The organism is Paenibacillus swuensis (assembly GCF_001644605.1).
GTDB lineage: Bacteria > Bacillota > Bacilli > Paenibacillales > DY6 > Paenibacillus_N > Paenibacillus_N swuensis.
Genome location: NZ_CP011388.1, coordinates 1929526 through 1949360, shown reverse-complemented (window position 1 = coordinate 1949360; position 19835 = coordinate 1929526). Strand labels below are relative to the sequence as shown.

Sequence of the window (19835 nt, the reverse complement as noted above, 5' to 3'; positions counted from 1 at the left end):
TCAGTGAAACATTTACTAATAAACGACGTATGTATGGGGGAGGTGTTTGCCGTGTTTACCATACGAAGATTAGCTACACTGATTCGCAAATTCAACAATATCTCCTTGCTGCTGGCCGCCTCCGCATTCGTCATCATCTGCGCGATCCTGATGCGAACGTTGGAACCGGAGCGATTCACTACGTTCTTTAACGCGATATGGTATGTCATGACTACCGTAACAACTGTCGGTTATGGGGATTTATTTCCGGAAACAGCCGCGGGGAAAGTGGTCGCGATGTTTATGTTTGTGTTTGGCATCGGGCTCGTGGGTGTCGTGATTGGGAAAGTGGTGGACGGATTAGGCTCATTTACGCGCAGGAAGGAGGAAGGCCGATTGATTTACAAAGGGAGAAAGCATATTATCATGATCGGTTGGAGCAAAAAAACCGAGATTGCCGTAAACGAAGTGCTGGAATCGGATACGTTCACGGATATTATTGTAATCGCTCAGACGGACCGTCTTCCGTTAAACCATGAGAGGCTCCATTACATCCAGGGCGACCCGACCGACCGGGAAACGCTGTTAAAAGCGAATACGCTAAATGCGAAAGCCGCGATCATCTTCGCTGATGAACTCATTCACGATGCTTCTTTAACAGACGGGAAATCGTTACTAATCGCGTCTACCATCGAAAGCTTGGCTCCGGATGTACATACAACCGTGGAAATTATGCAAGAAAAGCATATCCAGAACTTTAATCACATTCATGTGAATGATTTCATTCTCGCGCAGGAAACGATTTCGCGTCTTGCTGTAAGGTCTGCATTATCCAAAGGCATTACGACCCTTTACAACCGCCTCATTCGCCGCGGCGAGGAAGAAGGCGGGGAACTGTTTGAGATCAAGCCAAGAAAAGAATGGAAAACCTACCGGGATGCGTTCAACGCTTTACTTGCAGAAGGTGCGACATTAATTGCCGACCAACATCGGCTTGGTGTGAATCATCTAATGGATACAACGATTCCGGAAGAGACACGGCTATACGTGATTTGTGAGGAGTCCGTCTATGTCAAACTGAAGCATTCCGAAGAAAGGTGAGTAGCGAACATGACCGAGATGAAAGAAACTTCCCTCACCTATTGTGAGTGGGATGAAGCCCTTAGCAGGGTGGCCGGCATCTGGTTGAAGCTGCCGGTTACCAGAGAACAACTGTGTATTCGTAAGCTGGTGAATGCAACGGTGTTACGCAACAAAGCGGGAGAGCACACCTCTCATGAAACAGACGGTGCGGGCGAGTCCATGATCTATGTGAAGCCCTGGACACCCGCAAGCCTGCCTGTCTATGGGGAAGCCGTACGCGAGGCGCTCTATGAATACAGCGATATCGCTGAATATGGGGAAGTGGAATATTACCGGTACCGCGGAGAGCGTTTTGAGAGGTTTTTGCAACAAGGGATGGGAGAACCTTACGAAACGGTCACGATCTTGGTGGATCATTACCGAAACGTACAACAAACGGATTATGAAATCGTCTATACGATTTTGGACACAGACCGTAATAAACTGCTCTTATTTATGACGGAAGCGTAAAGAAAGGAAGAGACATATGGATAACAAGAACATCGACACCTGGTATGAACAGCAGTGTTCCTCCGTGGGTATGGAGTCGGGCAAGACGCCCAGAGCCAAAAAGCTGCTAGCCTTCACTTTAATGATGGCCCTGCCTGCAGCAACGACAGGTTGTTCCAGTAATGCGGCCTCGGCGGATGCCTATAGCGAATGCCAATGGGAGAAGGAGAAATACGGGTACGAGTACGATTGTGACGATGACACCAGTTCATCCAGCTGGTACAGCACACATGGTTACTCGTCCAAGAAATCCGCCATCAAAGCGGGTACCGCCTATTATAAAGCCAAAGGATTCGGCAGCGGCGGCACGAGCAAAGGATCCTGGAGCGGGGGCTAGGTATGCCCAGAATCGAAAGTCTAGGCGTGCTTCATGATGAACTGTATAGGTGCTGCGGCAGGGAAGAAGTGATTCCCTACCACCGAATGTACGGGAAGCAATATGTATTACCGTCCGTGACGCGTTACAGCGCCGGCGAAGCAGAGAAGCTGAGGGTGGCCTCCGAGCGTCTGGACCGGGTTTATCGCAAGGTGTTACGCTGGGCTCAGCGGGAGCTCCCTGACATCGTGTTGATTAAACTTCTGGGGTTACACCCGGCGATGTTAACCGCGGCGCGGATGGAAGTGCCCATGCACGGGGTGTCCCGTCAAGATTGGATTTTGGATCCCGCCGGCGAGTGGTTGAAATGTATTGAGAACAATACCGACACGCCTACAGGAATTCCGGAGACGGCGTGGCTGGCAGGGTCTGTACTGAAAGAGCGCACAACTTACCGTAATCCTTCCGCCGGGATGGATCAAAGAATTCGTGAGGCATTCACGGAGTTAATCCAACATTATCGAGCAGGCGGAGAGGACGGCGACTTGGTGTTCAGCAGCTACGGTGATCACACCGAGGATGCGGCCAACACGCGCTACTTGATGGAACGCGTACGGGAAGCGGGTTATGAAGCGCGGTATGCTCCACTTGAAGACATTGAAATCATCCCGAACGAGGGCGTGTTTCATGAGGGAGGGCGGATCGGCATCTGGTACCGGCTGTATCCGATGGAATACCTTGTTTGGGATGAAGATAGCGAGGGTCGGCCGATTGGCCGGGACGTATTTCAACTGATGGAACAAGGGAAACTGTGCATCATCAACCCCGCTCAAAGCGTTATAACGCAGAGCAAAGGCTTCATGGCGTTGATCTGGTCGCTTTATGAGCATGGCAAGGAATTAGCCGCAAGCGGATTGATCCAATCCGATGAAGAAAGTCTGTTCACGGCGGAAGAAGCGGACACGATAAAAACCTACCTGCTTCCCACTTATACTACACCTGACCTATTTCAGAATTGTAACCAGGCCTATGTTGCCAAAGGGTATTGGGGACGCGAGGGAAAGGGAACCGTACTGTATGATGAAGCTGGCATGAACGCGTCGCCTCAGGCGGGGGATCAGCATGTCGCAGTAGATGCTGATTCCATGAATATCGTGAATACCGTGGACCCCTTGAACGCAGGGGATGCAATGGACGCAGGGGATCCCGAAGAAACAGCCGCCTATTACAATAATCAGCAGAAAGTCTACCAGCAGCGGATTTCGATGGAGAAAGTGCGGGCTGAATCAGAACATGGTCTTGTCGATGGATACTTGCTAACCGGCGTATATGTCATCGGCGGGAAGTTTGCCGGGATTTTGCCTCGCGTAGGCGGATTGATTACGGGAGATCTGGCTTATTTTTGCCCGGCGGCCGTAGTAGAGCAAGTTGATTAGCAATAGCAATATTACATATGAACTATGAAAAGGGGTTGCGCGGTATGGAAGGGTACTTAAACGATTTGTCGCATGTGTTCATAGGAATGGTATTAATACTGGTGATGATGGCACTGGGTTACTTTATTTTCAGCAAACTGACGAAGTTCAATGACTATGCCGAAATCCAAAAAGGGAATGAAGCCGCAGGTATTTACATGGGCGGTAAGCTGTTGGGATTAGCGATTATCGTGGGTATGGTGTCTTACAGCACAGATGCTTGGGTCGATATGATTATTTGGTCCGTTGTCGGGATTGTCGCGTTGTGTTTGGTCTATATTATATTTGATTTCCTGACGCCGGCATTGCATGTGTGTGAGGAAATTGAAAAAGGCAATAAGTCGGTCGCGCAATTGCTCAGATCCATTATTGTGGGCGTTTCGTTGGTGATCGGGACGTTCTTGATGTAAAGTTTAAGAATTGGTAAATGGGTTTCTGACTCAGCAACTATAGGGTAAATCTCCTTATCTAGTACCTATTAAGGAGGAACGAACGATGGATCGCGTGTTGAAAGCTTATGCTTATATTACCCGTGTACATGAGGGCCGTACGGAAGTGTTGATCCTCAAGCATCCGGAGGCGGGCAACGGGTTTCAAATCCCTAAAGGCACCGTAAACGCGGGTGAAAATCCGGAGGAAGCCGTCCTGAGGGAAATGGCTGAGGAAACCGGACTGTCCGGATTGAAGATCCATAGTCTGATTGGATTCGATCAATGGACAGATTCGGAGGGGCAAGAGCAAGACCGTTATTTCTTCCATATCCCTATCGAGGAAGAGCGCAATGAATGGTACCACCTGCCGACGGGCGGGGGGAAGGAAGCGGGACAGGTTTTCGTATACTTCTGGATTACCCGTAAGGATGAAATTCACTTGGCCGAAGGGCACGGGGATTATCTGGATGAGGTGCTGGAGCGGGTCGTTTCCAGAGCTTAAAGCAAAATATAAGAGCAAGGATTCTCATCGCGATGGGAGACCTTGCTCTTTGTTTTGGTTACCATATTAACCAACCTTTAAACGCAGACACCCATCCTGGGAGGCCTAAATAGAGGTTATTTTAAACATCTCCCCAGTATAGTTCGGTTTCATATTTGAGATTTACATGACCATCCAGGTTATAGGCATTGAAGACACGATGTAATTCCAACATCATGGGCTCATAGGCAGGATGACCGGGTGCGGGACAATAGGATGAGGAGAGCAGTCTTCCTTGTAATTGATCAAAATCACAAACTTGTGTATTGTCAAAGCGAGCGGTTTGTGGCCATCCTTTTTGAAAGAAAGATTGTAGCGTATCCCATGAGATGTTCTTATGATTGACTTGCTTGTAATCTGTTCCGAAGCGTTGAAGCATCTGCTCGTAAGCCTCAAGAAATGGTGTGCCTTGGGTTAAACGCGAGTTCCAAATCAGTACGACTTTTCCGCCCGGTCTTAGAATTCTGCGAAATTCCACAGATGTCACCCTTCGGTCAAACCAGTGAAATGCCTGGGCGCAAACAATATAATCGACGGATTGATCTAAAAGTCCTGTTGCTTCAGCAGCTCCGCCTACAGCATGGAAGTTAGGGGTTTCGCCAAGCATTGCCTCTGCAGCTTCCCTCATATTACGGTTAGGTTCCACCGCGACGACCCGGCTGCCTCTCGCAAGCAATAGTTTTGAAAAGATACCTGTTCCGGCGCCTATATCAGCAACCATAGAATTAGGGCTCAGGCCGACCTGGTGATACAAATAATCGATTGCATCGCTGGGGTAACTGGGGCGGTACTTGACATAAGTGTCTACCCGGTCCGAAAATCGTTCTTTATTGTCCATCATCATATCACTCCTAGTTGACATAGTGCCGTTCCATAAACTCCAGTCGATTTCCAAAAGGATCATGAAGATAGAAGCGGGACACACCTTCATCCTGACGTTCGTAATCTTCTGTAACGCTGATGCCTTGTTGAGTGAGGGTTGCTTTGAGAGTTTCGAGGTGTTTTACTTGAAATGCGGGATGCGCTTTAATTGCAGGCACAAAATCAGTTTGAATGCCGATATGTAGCTGATGAAAACCGCATTGAAACCAAACCCCGCCTCGTTTAAGCAAATTTGCAGGCTTCGGAATCTCAGTCCATCCGAGTACCTTTCCGTAAAATTCGCGCGCAACAGATTCGCTTCCTTCAGGAGCCGCGAGTTGAACATGATCCAGACCTATAAAAGCGTACGACATAGCCGTTATCCCCTTCCTTCAGTTTCATTGTATGCAACATCGTTTCATTAAATATGATACCTGAATTGGAAACAAGTGTCTATTGTAATTAATCAAAATAGTTTGGAGCATTATTTGGCATTGTTTCGTTTTCTTGAGATAGAGGGATTTTAAGGCTCAGTAAAGAATTTAAAGGACATGATGATTTTTCATTTTGTTTGTACCCAGTTAATGAAATAGATTGAACACTAAGACTATCCCGATCTACCGCTTAACTTCAAATTTTTTGTGGAGGTTTATATTATGTTTACAGTCGATAATTATATTGGTTCTGTTAAAACCAACCTTGAGAAACAATCTGATTTGTTAGTGAGTAATCTCAAAAGAATCTTTGCATACAACTTCTCAACTGATATAGAATTATTGGATTTCTCTGCATTCATTGAACCTACAAGGTTCGAGTTATCAATAAGAATGTTCTCAATGGATAAAGAAGCCAATGAAGTTTTCTATGGAGGAAATGACACAACAGTTTTTGCTGGTAGTGAAGAGATACTGCCAGAAATCGAATATCATCAGTTAAACGACGGTCAGTTAGATGATTTTTTTGAGTTTTATGAGCAAAATGAGGAGACGTTATTTCCACAAGAGCAAAAAGTTTTTACAGACTGGTTTAGTCAATGTTGGAAAAAAGCAGGCGGAGCTTCATTGAATTTACCATCGTATTTTGTATTTCACGATGATTATAAATCATATGATTTAAACAATAATGAATGGATTGATGATGAAGAAAAATGGTCATAAACATTGAAAAATGCTATATTCGGAGGCATTCTTTTTTATCACCCAAATATAAACATTAAAGATTTACCATAGCTAAAAATAAAGAAACGAATTTCTCACACCTGTCTCCGGGAAGACACACGAGGGAAATTCGTTTCCTTGTTTGCAGATATCAAAATAATACCAGTGAGGATATAACGTAACTGGCCAACTCATCAACGAAAAACATACCTTAGAGCACGAAAGTAGCTCTACATAGAAAACGAACTAAGGCAACATACTCCGAAGCACGGTAAAGTTGCCTTCCAGCGCATAGTTACCCAAATTGGCAGGAATCAGGAAGCAGTCGCCCGCTTTGGCATCCAGGTTGCCGCCGTCCCAAGTCAAAGAGCCTCGGCCTTCAGCCACGATAACAATGACAAAGCTGCCCGGATCCGTCTGCAAGCTCCAAACCCCGTCGACAATCCCTTTATCCGTTACAAAATAAGGAGATGCCGCAAGCCGCAACCATTCGTTCGGCGTCTCGATGTCCGTCTTCATTCGGGTAGCCGAGGTGCCTTCGTAATCCGTCACGTTAAGGGAGTCCTCCACATGCAATTCGCGAAGGTTGCCGTCGAGGCCCGGTCTTTTGTAATCATACAGGCGGTAGGTGGTGTCCGAATTCTGTTGAATTTCAGCGACGAGCACGCCGGCGCCTAACGCATGGACGGTTCCCGCCGGAATATAAAAGGAATCCCCAGCTTCCACCGTGACTTCCTGAAGGGAATCCATAATGCGGTCTTCCTCGATGGAAGCCTTAAATGAAGCCGCGTCTACGCCTTCTTTCAGACCGTAAATGATTTTGGCCCCAGGCTCCGCGTGCAAAATATACCACATCTCCGTTTTGCCCAACTCGCCGGCGGGAAGACGGTCATAATCATCGTTCGGATGCACTTGCACGGACAAGTCGTCATTGCAGTCCAGCAATTTGATCAGAAGCGGAAAGCGGCCGGATTTCTCGGAAAAACCTTTGGTCCCGAACAGCTCTTTACCGTATTTCTCGCGAACCTCATCCAAACCCATGCCCGCTAATTCCCCGTTCATGACTTTCGTTGTTCCGTTCGGGTGATCGCCAATCATCCAACCCTCGCCAATCGCGCCCTCCGGCAGCTCCAAGCCAAATTGCTCCAGCGCGCGTCCGCCCCAGACCCGTTCTTTCATTTCCGCTTTAAATTGTAAAGGATACGGTTTCATATGTAGGTGACCTTCTTTCCATAGGAATGTTCATTCAACTGATTGTTTCTTATAAGTATAAAATATGAATTTCAAAGGAATTAGAGAAGAACTCACCCCAACCTGAGTCAAAGGGATAAGCCGGCATTCCGCGCAGTATCAACGGTATGCACCCAGCCTGAGTCAAAGGGATAAGCCGGCATTCCGCGTAAATCTGCTATGCCGGGCTCCCCGGCTGGAACATCTCAATCCGCTCCCCATCCGGACCGTAAAAGAAGAAGTACCGCGCGCCGTTGGACAGCAACGTAATCTCCGAATCTATGAATTTTACTTCAAGATCTTTCAAACGGTTCCATTCCTGATCAATGTCATCCACGGTGAATGCGATATGATGCACTTTACCTTCATCCGGCAAATCGGCGTTATACCCTTCGATCAGTTCCACCTGGGACTCCGGATATCCGGGGAAGGATAAGAAGGCTAGCTTAATCACCTCATTGTTATGAGCAAGCATCCCGACAATCTCCATGCCAATGACATCGCGGTACCAAGCCGCAGAAGCTTCAATATCACGCACCATAATGCCCACATGTTCTAATTTCTTCACAGCCATCTGTTTTCTCCACCACTCTCTATCGAATTTAGGATTTCCAAATCTATTATACCTTTTCAATCGCGATAAGATAGGGAGGAGCGTTCTTTTGGTTCAAAAATTGGTACTGCAGCACCCTGTACTGCGACTGTGGTAGCATAGCCGCCCAGGCGGCGACCGCCTCCGCTTCCGCCGCGCCGCCTTCGTGGCCGGTGTACAGCGCGATGGTCGCCACGCCGCCGCGGCGCAGCAGCGTGAGCGCGGCCGCCAGGGCCGGCAGCGTCGACGCCGGCGCGGTCACGACCGCCCGGTCGGCGCCGGGCAGGTACCCGAGATTGAACATGACGGCTCCCGCCGTCCCGTGTTCCTCCTCGGGTACCGCCCGCAGCAGCTCCGCGTGGCTGCGCAGCAGCAGGTGCACCTTCGTGCACCCGCTGCCCGCGCCCACAGCGTTGCTGCCGCCGGCGCCGACGCGGCCGTGCCCGCGCGCGGCCAGCCGCAGGGATGCGCTCTCGAGCGCCTGCGGCTGTACGTCAAACCCGTAGACGGTGCCCTTTGGACCCACCGTCTCACAGAGAAACAGCGTATCGACGCCGTTGCCGACCGTGGCGTCGATCGCGAGCTCTCCCGGTCGCAGCCGCTCCCGAATCAGCGCGTGCGCGAAAGACAAAATGGAGAGGAAGCCCATCGTCAGTTTCCTCTCCAGAACTTGCCCTGCCACGTGTCGCGCTCGCGGAGCTCCGTGTCAATTGCGTTGAGCACTTCCCACTTCTTCAGACTCCAAGTGGGGCCGATCAGCAAGTCGCGCGGCGCGTCTCCGGTTAGCCGGTGCACAATCATCTCCGGCGGCAGGAACTTCAGCGTGTCGACGACCAGTTTAATATATTCGTCCTGCTCCAGGAAACGAAGCAAGCCGGCTTCATATTGCTTCACCATCGGTGTTTTGCGCATGAGGTGCAGCAGGTGAATCTTGATGCCTTGCACATCCATAGCCGCAACGGCCCGTCCGGTGTCCAGCATCATTTCATGCGTTTCCTGCGGCAGGCCATAAATGATATGGGCGCATACGCGAATGCCCCGTTTGCGCAGCTTTTCCACCGCTTCGAGATAGCAGTCGGTATCATGGGCGCGATTAATCAGCGTCGAAGTGCTTTCGTGCACCGTTTGCAGTCCCATTTCTACCCACAGATACGTACGTTCATTCAATTCCGCCAAATAATCAACGACATCGTCGGGCAGACAGTCGGGACGCGTTGCAATCGACAAGCCGACCACCCCGGGCTGAAGCAAAATCTCTTCATAATATTCCCGCAGTTCTTCAACCGGCGCGTACGTATTCGTGTAGGCCTGGAAATAGCCGATATATTTGGCGCTCGGCCACTTTATATGCTGTTTGTCGCGAATATTGTTGAATTGGGTAACGAGATCATCCCGCCGACTTCCAGCGAAATCACCGGAACCGCGCGCGCTGCAGAACGTGCATCCGCCTTTGGCGATGCTGCCGTCCCGGTTGGGGCAGGTAAAGCCCGCGTCGAGCATTACTTTAAATACTTTCTCATGAAACACCTCGCGCATTTCGTAATTCCATGTATGAAAACGTTTGTCTCCCCACAGGAGAGGCTCGTGTATGGGTGTAGCTTGCATAGCGTAAAGCTCCTTTCATCTCCAAAAAAGCATGCTTATTCTATTGTATCCCAAAAAGGGCGAGGATTGCGAATCCCCCGGATATACCGTTCATTTGCCCAAAATAATTTCCAATTCCATTAAAAAGTTGAAAGCGAATACACTCAATAAATACGGGCTTTTTGTCGAAAAAATATTTGGGAAAAATGCTTGCGTAACCTTACATGATGTGTTATATTAAAAACGAGGAATAACAAGGAAACCTCCAATCAGGGGCCATGAAATAGTTTAACCTGTTTCCGGGCACACTGAAGGTAAATTCACGGTGAGGTGATATTCATGGCAACACGCGAGAGCGATCTACACGGCAACGAGACAATCAATGTGCAGCTGACTGTTAAAGAAGCGCTGGCATTGACGGGTACCCGGTTCAACCACAACCCGGAAGTTTCCGTTGACGCGAAGAAGAAATTGATGAAGAGCATCGAGAAGAAATTAATTTCCAATTAGTTGTTCAAATAGACGCAGCCTGGGAGTGGGACACTGGAAACAGTGAACACTCCTTTTTTCATTGGAAGAAGCCGCGGGTTTGAAATTGCTTTACTTTTGGGCCGAATGTTGTCAGAATATAAATTGATTTTTGTTAAAAAGAACACTTTCCGCAGAACCTATTGGAGGACAACCCATGCGATTACGAGGCCGTAAAGGCATTAAAGAAGAATTAGAGCAGCAGAAAGATCTGGTGGTGTTGGAACCACATCCGTATAAAGGCCGTTGGAGAGAGTTTTTCGGGAATGATCATCCGATCCACGCGGAGCTGGGTATGGGCAAAGGCCGCTTTATCAGCGGTATGAGCAAGAGAAACCCCGAAATTAATTACATCGGCGTGGATATGTATGATGAGTTGGTTCGCAGGGCAGCGGTGAAAGCCCGGGCGATCTGGAGCGAGACGGAGGATATGACCCCGCCGAATCTGGCGTTGGCCCGGTTCAACATTCTGGACCTGGAGGATGTCTTCGAAGAAGGTGAACTGGAACGGATCTACCTTAATTTCAGCGATCCTTGGCCGAAGGCGAAGCATGCCCGCCGCAGACTGACACACGCCAACTTCGTAAACAAGTACCGCAAGGTGCTGAACAAGGACGGCGAAATTCATTTCAAGACAGATTCGGAAACCCTGTTTGAGTTCTCCTTGAACTCTTTCTCCGACCTTCGTCTGCAGATGAAGAACATTTCCTTGAACCTTCACCGCGCGGGAGTATCGGAAGAGGAACACGTTATGACCGAATACGAAACGAAGTTTACGAAGCGGAACATGCCGATTTTCCGGATGGAAGTCGTAATCGGAACAGACGCCGTCGCGAACCACCATGCGCGCACAGAAGCTTTTAAAGCCGCTGAAGCGGCTGAGCCCGAAGATACTTCAGAAGATACCGACAACGAATCTGAATAAGTAATATTTACACACCAAACGCCGACTCTCTTTACGAGGGTTTGGCGTTTTCTTTTTGCCCGTAAACTTAGATGATTCACCAAGTGAACTTGTCCGTTCCGAATTTACTAGATTCCCATATGCTAATAGTAGATTTACTATAGATTGCCCTCCAGGGCCTGCTGGGAGGACGTGCAAAATGGTGTTTAAGGAGTTGGCTGTCAATTTATGCGTGCTGCTTTCGTATCTGTTTATTATGGGTCGTTTTTTCAAAATGGAGCCTCCCGCCCTTGATGCGCCGATCGGAATACGCGTTCGTTTGGGGGTGTTGCTCGGAGGACTGGGAATCATTCTGATTGTATTCAGCATCCCGGTAACGGATACGGTAAAGACGGATTTAAGACATGTTGTCGTTGTGCTCGCGGCTGTTTATGGAGGAATGGTTTCGGCACTTGTTTCAGCCGTAATTATTGCGATCGGCCGCTTGACCTTTTTTGATTCAAATATCATTTCTTTCAGCGCCACCGCCGTCATGTTAATGATAGCCGTCTTACTCGGTTCACTTGCCAAAGTCCCTATTGTCCGCTGGAAGGCGTTTCAATTGTTTAACGGAATTCAGATTCCTATCGTCGGCGGGTTCCTGTGGTTCGCCATGAGGAAATCCGAAGTGCTGTTGTTGTATTTGCAAACCTCGCTGATCGCCGTTGTCGGGGGCAGTGTAGCTTTTTACATCTTGGAGTATATTCTGGAATCGAACCGGCTCTTCCGCCAATTAAGAATCAGCGAGAACAATTATAAGTCCATGTCGGACCGCTACCGTTCGGTGGTGGATCATGTGAAAGAAGTCATCTTTCAAACCGATGAAGAGGGACGCTGGACTTTCCTGAATCCCGCTTGGACGGAGATCACGGGATTCACGGTGGGGAATTCATTGCAGATGCCTGTTCGCCTGTATATCCACCCGGAGGATGCGCTCCTTCTTAAAGGAGCAGGGGAGGGGTTGTCCGGTTTTCGAGTGCCTTGGATCAAGCGTGAGCTTCGAATTGTTACCGCGGACGGCGATTATCGTTGGGTGGAATGGTTTGCCCAGTCCAGAAGAGATGAGGAGAACCGATACGCCGGCACCTTGGGTACCTTGATGGATATCACAGAGCGCAGGCGTTCGGAACTGAAGCTTGCCGTGGAATTGGAGTTATCGAAGCGTATTCAACAATCCGTGCTGCCTAAGTGGTATGAAGGTACAAGATTGAATATTCACGGGAAACAATTGCCCTCCGAACAGCTCGCCGGAGATATGTATACATGGCATACGAACGGGGAGAAGTGTACCGTCATTCTCATTGACGTCATGGGTCATAGTGTGGCTTCCTCCCTTGTCGGCATGCATATCCATTCCTTCCTGCAGGAACTGCTCACGTACATGGATGATCCTGCAGCTATTATGAAACGGCTCAATTATCATGTTCACGACTTGTTCCATAGCAAAAGCAATACGGAAACCGTGTTGTGCACGGCCCTTTGCGTAACATTGGACACGCGCGACCATACGGTCCGTTACGTCAATGCGGGACATCCGCATGGAATCGCGTTAACCGATGAAGGTCAATTCGTGAAATTGGATCGGGGCGGGATTACGCTCGGCATTGTGCGGGAAGCGGCGTATCACTCCGGTCATTTCAAGTACGGCGAACATTGCAGGTTGTTGATGTACACGGATGGATTATTTGAAGTTTATAAGGGCAGACCCGGTCTTACAACGGATGCCATAAGGAATGTGTTAACCGCTTGCCGGCACGGGAACAACCAATCCGTGATGAATTTATTGGATAAAGACATCCAGGCATTAACCGAAAGACCCGATGACATATGCCTTGTCTGTTTGGATGCGGGTCATTGGTCCGACACTCCCGAGGAGCGTGAATCTCATGTTTCGAATGACAATTGAATGTGTGCCAAGCTGGGAGAACATGGATCATCTGGACCAAATGACCGAGCACCTTCTAAGTCGTCTGGATACCGTTCATACCCGCAAACTGTGTTTTGCCATTCATGAGCTGATCATAAACGCGATGGAAGCTACTTACCGCGCTTACGGAAAGGCGGCGGACTGCAGTTCCATTGCGTTGACCATTCGTCTGGAGCATGAGGATATTATTGTGAAGGTTACCAACACCGGACAGTATAATTCCCTTGAAGCCATACGGCGGAATCAGGATCGTCATTTCGAGGAGATGCTCAGCGAGGAAAGCGGTCGGGGATTGTTGCTGGCGAGACATTTGTCTGATGAATTGAGGGTTGAGCAAAATGAGTTTGGCATCGTATCCATAGAATTTCGCAAGAAAGGAGGTTGTATAAATGAACCGTGAACCTTATGGCAAGCGAGATCCGGCCGGAATATCGTTTACCTCCAAGTTGACGGAGGACATCCAGTGGATCCAGGCCGCCGGTAAGCTCACTTACGGAAACAGTGAAGCTGCCAAGGAGATGCTCAGCAGGCTGGTAGAGGCTCGGCCCGGTTATGTGCTGGACCTTTCGAAACTGACATTAATTGATAGTACCGGTTTTGGAGTGCTTATTCATTTTAATAAAAGGTATTGTGTGAACGGGAGTCGAATGGCGATTGTGGTGAATGACGAGTTATTGCGGGAATTGTTTTTGATTGCGAAGCTTGATTTACTGTTCACCTTATGCGAGAGCCCGGAAGAAGCTCAGGCTGTTCTTCGGGGGCGGATTCAATGAGCGGAGAGCCGGGATGGCGATGGCGGAACCATAAGGATCTGATTTATCTTTTTATCATAACCGATCTGGTCCTGTTTATGATCCTCGTTAGTGTATGGCGGTTTCATTCCGCGCAGGAGCTCATTAATCAAATATCATTCGGGTCCACGTTGGCTTCCATCCTGCTTGCCTTGGTGGCCATGGTGTATTCATACTTTCAGTCCTTTGAATCGTCCAATCAGAACAGGCAAGTGCAGCAAGCTCTTCATCAAATCAGCAGTAAAGTAGACGAATTTAAGGAAATTAAACAGGAATTGTCGGACATGCGCCGCGACTCCAAGGAATCCAATGATCATCTCATTTCCATGTTGAACAAGGTGACAGATAAAGCTTCCAAAGACGTAGGCTCTATATTTCACTCCTTACGGGAGAATGGTTTCGAGGTATCCGAAGATTTAGAAAAGGCGATCTCGGCACAATATCGGAAGAAATTCGAATCGGAGATCGCCAAAATCCGCGGCCGATTTTCAGCCCGAGTACAACCGTCAGCTATTGATCAAGCGCTGGACGCGTTGATTCGAAAGCAATTTGAGCCGGGGACAGAAGTTTCCTTATTGGAAGTAGTTGATCTGCTGGTGTATCAGGGCGTCGAATATACCGGAGGGGAGCTTAAAAGAGCCATCGATGCCGCGGAAACTCAAGGACTTCTGCACAGGGTGAACAGTAACGGTGTAGTGAAAATTATTATCGGGGATCGGTGAATAACGGTGAAACCTAAATGGTATCAAGGGTTGCTGAGTTTGGATGAGGCTAAATATTCCGCTTTAATTCTATGCCTGCTCGCGGGAATGGGGTATGGTTTGGCTTTGTGTATGAAGGACGGCGACATCCCGGATAATCTGACGATGATATTATCGACGTTGATTCTGACGGTAGGCGGTGTGAACGCTTTGCAGGGGGTTGTTGATCATATGGCCTCCTCCCGGAAGGAGAAGCTTAAATCGCAGTCCAAGGAGTCAGAGGGCTCGGATGCGACAATGTTGGTGCCAGACGCTGAGGTGCAGGTTTCAGTATCTATACCCGGGTCCGAAAGCGACATTCCTTAATCCTGATCGAATTAAAACAAGCCGGCGCTGAGTGCGACGGCTTGTTGTGATTTAAGGGGCTGTGCTAACCATTTGGTGGTTGCGCTCGAGCATCTGCAGGATGGCAACCGATGAATCATTAGGGTTGTAACGGTTAATGGTACGGGTGACTTCAAGACGTCTGGCTGACACGGTTTCATAATCATCCTTCAACAGGTCAAACCAATCCGTGACCGTCTGGAAGGATGAAATGGGCTCGCCGAATCCCAGTTGCGTGAAATAATGACAATTCTCTTCCTCTTGTCCCGGAAGAGGTGAATAGAAAAGCATCGGTATGCCTTTAGCCATGCCTTCTGTACAGGTCATGCCGCCGGGCTTGGTAATCAATAAGTCCGAGACTTCCATTAACTTGTCGACTTCTTTCGTGAAACCGAGCAGATGGATGTTAGCTTTTTGGAAAATCGGATTCTCCGCAAGAGAAGCTCTTGCTTTCTCATTGCTTCCTAAACATATGATAATTTGAACATCGCGGTTCCAGTTGGCCATATGCTCGAGAAGCTCCTGGTTGTTGACCAGACCCCAACCTCCGCCCATTACAAGCGCCGTAGGCATACTCTTTAAACCGAATTGCTGCCGAATTTCATCTTTATTATGCTGTTCCCAAAAGTTCGGATGTACAGGAATGCCTGTAATTTGAATCTTGGTGGAAGGTACGCCTCTTTGCAGCAGTTTTTGTTTCACTTCCGCGGTGGAGACCATATACTTGTTAACTTCAGGATAAATCCACGTTCCGTGGGCATCGTAATCGGTAATGACCGTCACGAGCGGCACGTTCAAACCCAGTCTCTTTAACCTGGAGATGACCGCGTTCGGAATCGGGTGAGTGCACACAATAGCGTCCGGACGAAGCTGCCTTATTATTGTGGTGGCCTGGGTATAGAATATCCGATGCAAGGCCAATTGAGTAAAACGGTTTAACGATTTCTTATAATTTGAACGGTACATCATACCGACAAGTCTGGGTTGCGTCGTAACCGTTTTACGGTAGGCCGACAGAATCCAAGGTCCTATTGTTGGATGCAAGAAGCTTCCGAGCTCGAATACCCGGGTTTGGATGCCGGGTGAGAGCTTACGCAAGCTGACGGAAAGCGCGTGGGCGGCCTGAGTATGTCCGGCGCCGAACCCCTCCGATAGCAACAGAACTCTTTTCTTTCTCACGACAGCTCACCTATCTTAATCAAGATTTACATTATCGTAACAATGGCATTCTCTTAACAATATCGATTTTAATGAAAGAATGCAACCGTAGCCATTGCGGTGATCGTGCCAACGGCACAGCCTGCGAGAACGTCGGACGGATAGTGCAGCCCAAGATACATACGTGATAATCCCACCAGGACGCCAAGCGGAATCAGAGCGGTGCTTAACATCGGATAAGCCATAATAAACGGAACCAGCACAGAGAAGGCAGCGGTTGTATGACCTGAAGGGAAAGAGTGATCCGTCAATTGGCTCTTACCGATATTGGTTTGCGGCAATACGAGATAGGGACGTAATCTAGGATACTTCTTCTTAATAATCGCCACGGGAATGTGACTCACGGCAAGCGCCGTCATGGCTTGTAAACCAACCGTATTCCAAGGTGCGGGTGCGAAGATGGCCGTTAGCACAGAACACGCAATGGTAAACGTGGCTCCGCCCAAGTGAGTGATATAGGAGAACAGGTAGTCCAACACCGCATGATTTAGTTTATGATTGGCCCAGAAAAACATGCGATTTTCATGACGCTGTAACCAGGTTACGACACGACTCATAAAAACCCCTCCCAGGAATAATTTAATCCTAACATCCATTATAATGCTTCATTGTTACTGGAATGTTATCGGAATGCTAAATTAAAGCGATACAAATTTAATGCAGCCCTTACTTTCGCTTAACATTAAACGATTATAGTAAGGTAAAGGTTTCATTCAGGGTCATATCCTTTCTAGTTGTCCCATAGAAATAGGATGATGGTTATTTACTGATTAACCGACAAGACTTGAAGGAGGCCGGGTCGTAATGAGAATTGCCTTGTTTACTGACACCTTTCTGCCTGATGTCAACGGAGTAGCCCGTACTTTGGGGCGCTGGGTGCAATACCTGGAATCACGGGGGATAGCATGTAAGGTATTCGCGCCGGATACGCCGCAGAACGTGCAGACCGCCGACCAGACGATGGTGGAGCGGTTTTACAGTATTCCCTTCTTATTGTACCCTGAATGTCGCATGGCCATTCCCAATCCTATCCAGATGAAATCCATGCTGAAGGCCTTTAATCCTACGCTGATCCATGTTGCAACCCCCTTTAATCTGGGACTTCACGGCATTCATTACGCCAAAAAACATAAAGTTCCGTTTGTCGCGTCCTATCATACCCACTTTGACCAGTACCTTTCGTACTATAAGCTCCAATGGATGGAGGCTATCCTGTGGAAGTATATGCACTGGTTTCATCAAGATGCCCGCAAAATCTATGTTCCGTCACCGACAACCTTGACCCATCTGGAAAGTAAAGGGATGCGAAACCTGGAAATTTGGGGACGCGGATTGGACTTACAAAGGTTTTACCCCAGAACAAGCCGTGTAGAAGCATGTCAACGTTGGGGATTTTCAGAATCTAAGCATATGATCCTGTTTGTCGGAAGGCTTGCGCCGGAAAAAAGTGTGGATATTGCGATTGCTGCGTTTGAAAATCTTCCGGAGCGGGTAAAGAGCAATAGCTATCTGGTTATTGCCGGAGACGGACCGCTTTATAAGGAACTCGCGGGACGTTATGAAGAAGACGAAGATATTCGTTTTACGGGATTTGTACATGGTGAGGAATTGGCGGAATTGTATTCCGCGGCGGACGTGTTTTTATTTCCGTCCGCGACCGAGACGTTCGGTAATGTCGTTCTCGAAGCTATGGGCTGCGGGACCCCTGTCATCGGGGCGGACAGCGGGGGAGTTCGCGACAATATTCAACACGGGTTGACAGGGTTGCTGTGTCCGGTTGGTAATATCGACGCATTTACAGAAGCGTTGACCCTGTTGTATGATAATACACTGCTGAGGGAAAACATGGCTGCGCGGGGGCGTGCTTATAGTCAAGAGCAGACATGGGACCGTATCTTTTTCAAGCTGTTGGAGTCGTTTGAAGAGGCGGGTTCGCAAAGCAGCAGCGCCGATCTGGAAGAACGGTATGCGCAGATTCGATGAGTGCCGCGTTGTATCGTCAAGCTGTAAAGTTGTAAGCGTCTTGGAAGTTGCGTATACTAATTAGGATTCAAATAAAGGGTCATATACGAACGTCCTATAGAGAGAGAGAGAACACGGGATCGTATTAAACAAGGGGGTTAAAGAACCATGCTGGACACGCTTTTATTAAGCGCGCAAATTTATCTTGCAGTTGTGGGTGTGTATCAACTGATATTGACCTTTTTCGGTTATTATCGCAAAAAGTCGAGAAGTTTATTACCGCCGGACAAAACATTCGCGATTCTCGTAGCCGCACATAATGAGGAACAGGTTATCGGTCCGTTGATTGAGAATTTGAAGAATCTGAATTATCCTAAAGAATTATACGACATCCATGTGATTTGTGATAACTGTACAGACAGCACGGCGCAGATTTCCCGCAAGATGGGTGTTAACGCCGCGGTCCGCAATAATAAAGTATTGCGCGGCAAAGGCTATGCCATTGAGTGGATGCTTAAGGAGCTGACGAGAGCTCCCCGGGATTATGACGCGATTGTAATCCTCGATGCGGACAACCTGGTCAGCGAGAACTATCTGATGGAGATGAATACCGATCTGTTGCAAGGTTCCCAAGTGATTCAGGGTTACCTGGATACGAAGAACCCTGAGGATTCCTGGATTACGTCCGCTTACGGGATCACTTACTGGTTCTGCAACCGTCTGTGGCAGTTGCCGAGAACCAACCTGAACATGGCCAATTTTCTCGGCGGCACCGGAATGTGCTTTGATCACCAGCTGCTGAAGGAAATGGGCTGGGGCGCGACAAGCTTGGTAGAGGATCTGGAATTCACCGTGCGTTGCGTACAGCGGGGAGTTAAACCGAAGTTTAACTACGATGCCAAAGTGTATGACGAGAAGCCGCTTACGTTCGGCGCATCCGCTAAACAGAGGTTGAGATGGATGCAAGGTCATTTCACAGTGGCCAGAAAGTACTTCTTCCCGTTGCTATGGCAAAGTATTAAGGATAAGAGTTTAACTAAATTCGACACAGCGCTTTATACCATTACTGTATATAACGTATTATTGAGTACTATTACGACGGTGGTGCTGATGGCGGATCAATTGTTTGCCAGCGAGCCAGCCTTTACGTCCATGTATTATTATTTGCCGCTGTGGGTACCGATCATCTTTACAGCGATCAACTTGATTCACTTCCCGTTGGCCTTGATTCTTGAAGGAGTGAAATCGGTAAAAGTGTACTTGTCGTTCTTCACGTTCCCGTTCTTCATGCTTTCATGGGTTCCCATTACGTTCTACGCATTCTTCACACAGAATAACAAGCAATGGAGCCATACACAGCATACCCGGGTTATGCGGTTGGAAGAAATTCAAAGCAAGCAAATTTAGGAAAACTGCGAAGGTTGACACGGGGTTTTGTGGATGGTATATTATTTTAAGTGAATTGTTGTTTAAGCAGAAGCGCCCGCTTCTCACCTGATCGATGAACAGTCGGCTGGTTGCGATGAACGAAGTATGTAATTAACTTTGATCATAAGGATGTGGGCCTTTGCGCCTGCATCCTT

Annotated in this window: 24 protein-coding genes and 1 other annotated feature (1 of these 25 running past the window's edge); of the genes, 16 read left to right on the top strand and 8 right to left on the bottom strand. The window is 48.4% G+C overall.

Annotated elements, in window-relative coordinates:
* Nucleotides 1-51: 51 nt before the first annotated feature.
* The 6 genes from SY83_RS08535 (at nt 52) to SY83_RS08510 (ending at nt 4335) form a co-directional block, all read left to right on the top strand.
* Nucleotides 52-1080, top strand: coding sequence for an ion channel (locus SY83_RS08535; RefSeq protein WP_231891400.1), 1029 nt, complete (start codon nt 52-54; stop codon nt 1078-1080).
* A gap of 9 nt (nt 1081-1089) precedes the next feature.
* A complete protein-coding gene (locus SY83_RS08530; RefSeq protein ID WP_068605859.1) occupies nt 1090-1572 on the top strand; it encodes a hypothetical protein in 483 nt (160 codons plus the stop codon).
* A 16-nt stretch (nt 1573-1588) separates the two neighbouring features.
* A complete protein-coding gene (locus tag SY83_RS08525; RefSeq protein ID WP_068605858.1) occupies nt 1589-1948 on the top strand; it encodes a hypothetical protein in 360 nt (119 codons plus the stop codon).
* A 2-nt stretch (nt 1949-1950) separates the two neighbouring features.
* Nucleotides 1951-3363, top strand: a complete 1413-nt coding sequence (locus tag SY83_RS08520) for a glutathionylspermidine synthase family protein (RefSeq protein ID WP_068605857.1) — start codon at nt 1951-1953, stop codon at nt 3361-3363.
* A gap of 17 nt (nt 3364-3380) precedes the next feature.
* Nucleotides 3381-3812 (top strand): DUF350 domain-containing protein, encoded by a 432-nt coding sequence (locus tag SY83_RS08515; protein ID WP_407944616.1) that lies wholly within the window; start codon nt 3381-3383, stop codon nt 3810-3812.
* An 85-nt stretch (nt 3813-3897) separates the two neighbouring features.
* Nucleotides 3898-4335: an NUDIX hydrolase gene (locus tag SY83_RS08510; RefSeq protein WP_068605855.1), complete on the top strand. Its 438-nt coding sequence runs from the start codon at nt 3898-3900 to the stop codon at nt 4333-4335.
* 121 nt (nt 4336-4456) lie between these two features.
* Here SY83_RS08510 and SY83_RS08505 read toward each other — a convergent pair whose 3' ends face one another.
* Nucleotides 4457-5212, bottom strand: coding sequence for a class I SAM-dependent methyltransferase (locus tag SY83_RS08505; RefSeq protein ID WP_068610993.1), 756 nt, complete (start codon nt 5210-5212; stop codon nt 4457-4459).
* 13 nt (nt 5213-5225) lie between these two features.
* Complete coding sequence (locus SY83_RS08500) at nt 5226-5609, bottom strand: VOC family protein (protein ID WP_068605854.1); 384 nt, start codon at nt 5607-5609, stop codon at nt 5226-5228.
* Between the two features lie 282 nt (nt 5610-5891).
* Here SY83_RS08500 and SY83_RS08495 point away from each other — a divergent pair, with 282 nt between their 5' ends.
* The gene (locus SY83_RS08495) at nt 5892-6392 is read left to right on the top strand and encodes a hypothetical protein (protein WP_068605853.1); all 501 of its coding nucleotides are present in this window, start codon (nt 5892-5894) and stop codon (nt 6390-6392) included.
* A gap of 246 nt (nt 6393-6638) precedes the next feature.
* Here SY83_RS08495 and SY83_RS08490 read toward each other — a convergent pair whose 3' ends face one another.
* From SY83_RS08490 to SY83_RS08475, 4 genes are all read right to left on the bottom strand, one after another.
* Nucleotides 6639-7604 (bottom strand): type I phosphomannose isomerase catalytic subunit, encoded by a 966-nt coding sequence (locus SY83_RS08490; protein WP_068605852.1) that lies wholly within the window; start codon nt 7602-7604, stop codon nt 6639-6641.
* A 196-nt stretch (nt 7605-7800) separates the two neighbouring features.
* Entirely contained in the window at nt 7801-8196 is a 396-nt protein-coding gene (locus tag SY83_RS08485) for a VOC family protein (RefSeq protein ID WP_068605851.1), read from the bottom strand.
* Between the two features lie 46 nt (nt 8197-8242).
* Complete coding sequence (locus tag SY83_RS08480; RefSeq protein WP_068605850.1) at nt 8243-8863, bottom strand: MnmM family RNA methyltransferase; 621 nt, start codon at nt 8861-8863, stop codon at nt 8243-8245.
* Between the two features lie 2 nt (nt 8864-8865).
* Nucleotides 8866-9819 carry a tRNA modification radical SAM protein MnmL/YtqA gene (locus tag SY83_RS08475; protein WP_068605849.1) on the bottom strand — a complete coding sequence of 318 codons (954 nt, stop codon included), beginning with the start codon at nt 9817-9819 and terminating at the stop codon, nt 8866-8868.
* Nucleotides 9820-10137: 318 nt separating this feature from the next.
* On the opposite strand from SY83_RS08475, the gene SY83_RS23285 reads away from it, so the two are divergent.
* The 7 genes from SY83_RS23285 to SY83_RS08445 all read left to right on the top strand — a co-directional run bounded on the left by SY83_RS23285 (nt 10138) and on the right by SY83_RS08445 (nt 15054).
* Entirely contained in the window at nt 10138-10308 is a 171-nt protein-coding gene (locus SY83_RS23285; RefSeq protein ID WP_197479998.1) for a hypothetical protein, read from the top strand.
* A gap of 175 nt (nt 10309-10483) precedes the next feature.
* The gene (trmB, locus tag SY83_RS08470) at nt 10484-11251 is read left to right on the top strand and encodes a tRNA (guanosine(46)-N7)-methyltransferase TrmB (RefSeq protein WP_068605848.1); all 768 of its coding nucleotides are present in this window, start codon (nt 10484-10486) and stop codon (nt 11249-11251) included.
* Nucleotides 11252-11429: 178 nt separating this feature from the next.
* Nucleotides 11430-13175 carry a SpoIIE family protein phosphatase gene (locus SY83_RS08465; RefSeq protein ID WP_068605847.1) on the top strand — a complete coding sequence of 582 codons (1746 nt, stop codon included), beginning with the start codon at nt 11430-11432 and terminating at the stop codon, nt 13173-13175.
* Nucleotides 13156-13596, top strand: a complete 441-nt coding sequence (locus SY83_RS08460) for an ATP-binding protein (RefSeq protein ID WP_068605846.1) — start codon at nt 13156-13158, stop codon at nt 13594-13596. The genes SY83_RS08465 and SY83_RS08460 overlap by 20 nt, the downstream gene beginning before the upstream one ends.
* Entirely contained in the window at nt 13586-13969 is a 384-nt protein-coding gene (locus tag SY83_RS08455) for an STAS domain-containing protein (protein WP_068605845.1), read from the top strand. The genes SY83_RS08460 and SY83_RS08455 overlap by 11 nt, the downstream gene beginning before the upstream one ends.
* Nucleotides 13966-14709: a hypothetical protein gene (locus SY83_RS08450; RefSeq protein WP_068605844.1), complete on the top strand. Its 744-nt coding sequence runs from the start codon at nt 13966-13968 to the stop codon at nt 14707-14709. Before SY83_RS08455 ends, SY83_RS08450 begins: the two co-directional genes overlap by 4 nt.
* 6 nt (nt 14710-14715) lie before the next feature.
* On the top strand, nt 14716-15054 hold the full coding sequence (locus SY83_RS08445) for a hypothetical protein (protein ID WP_068605843.1): 339 nt from the start codon (nt 14716-14718) through the stop codon (nt 15052-15054).
* 51 nt (nt 15055-15105) lie between these two features.
* On the opposite strand, the gene SY83_RS08440 is transcribed toward SY83_RS08445, so the two are convergent.
* Together SY83_RS08440 and SY83_RS08435 are read right to left on the bottom strand one after the other, a co-directional pair.
* Nucleotides 15106-16251 (bottom strand): MGDG synthase family glycosyltransferase, encoded by a 1146-nt coding sequence (locus tag SY83_RS08440; RefSeq protein ID WP_068605842.1) that lies wholly within the window; start codon nt 16249-16251, stop codon nt 15106-15108.
* Nucleotides 16252-16319: 68 nt separating this feature from the next.
* Nucleotides 16320-16847, bottom strand: coding sequence for a phosphatase PAP2 family protein (locus SY83_RS08435; RefSeq protein WP_068605841.1), 528 nt, complete (start codon nt 16845-16847; stop codon nt 16320-16322).
* A 247-nt stretch (nt 16848-17094) separates the two neighbouring features.
* On the opposite strand from SY83_RS08435, the gene SY83_RS08430 reads away from it, so the two are divergent.
* Together SY83_RS08430 and SY83_RS08425 are read left to right on the top strand one after the other, a co-directional pair.
* Nucleotides 17095-18273 (top strand): glycosyltransferase family 4 protein, encoded by a 1179-nt coding sequence (locus tag SY83_RS08430; protein WP_068605840.1) that lies wholly within the window; start codon nt 17095-17097, stop codon nt 18271-18273.
* A 147-nt stretch (nt 18274-18420) separates the two neighbouring features.
* The gene (locus SY83_RS08425; protein WP_068605839.1) at nt 18421-19659 is read left to right on the top strand and encodes a glycosyltransferase family 2 protein; all 1239 of its coding nucleotides are present in this window, start codon (nt 18421-18423) and stop codon (nt 19657-19659) included.
* A gap of 58 nt (nt 19660-19717) precedes the next feature.
* Nucleotides 19718-19835, top strand: a sequence feature (ribosomal protein L20 leader region); it runs 10 nt beyond the window's last position.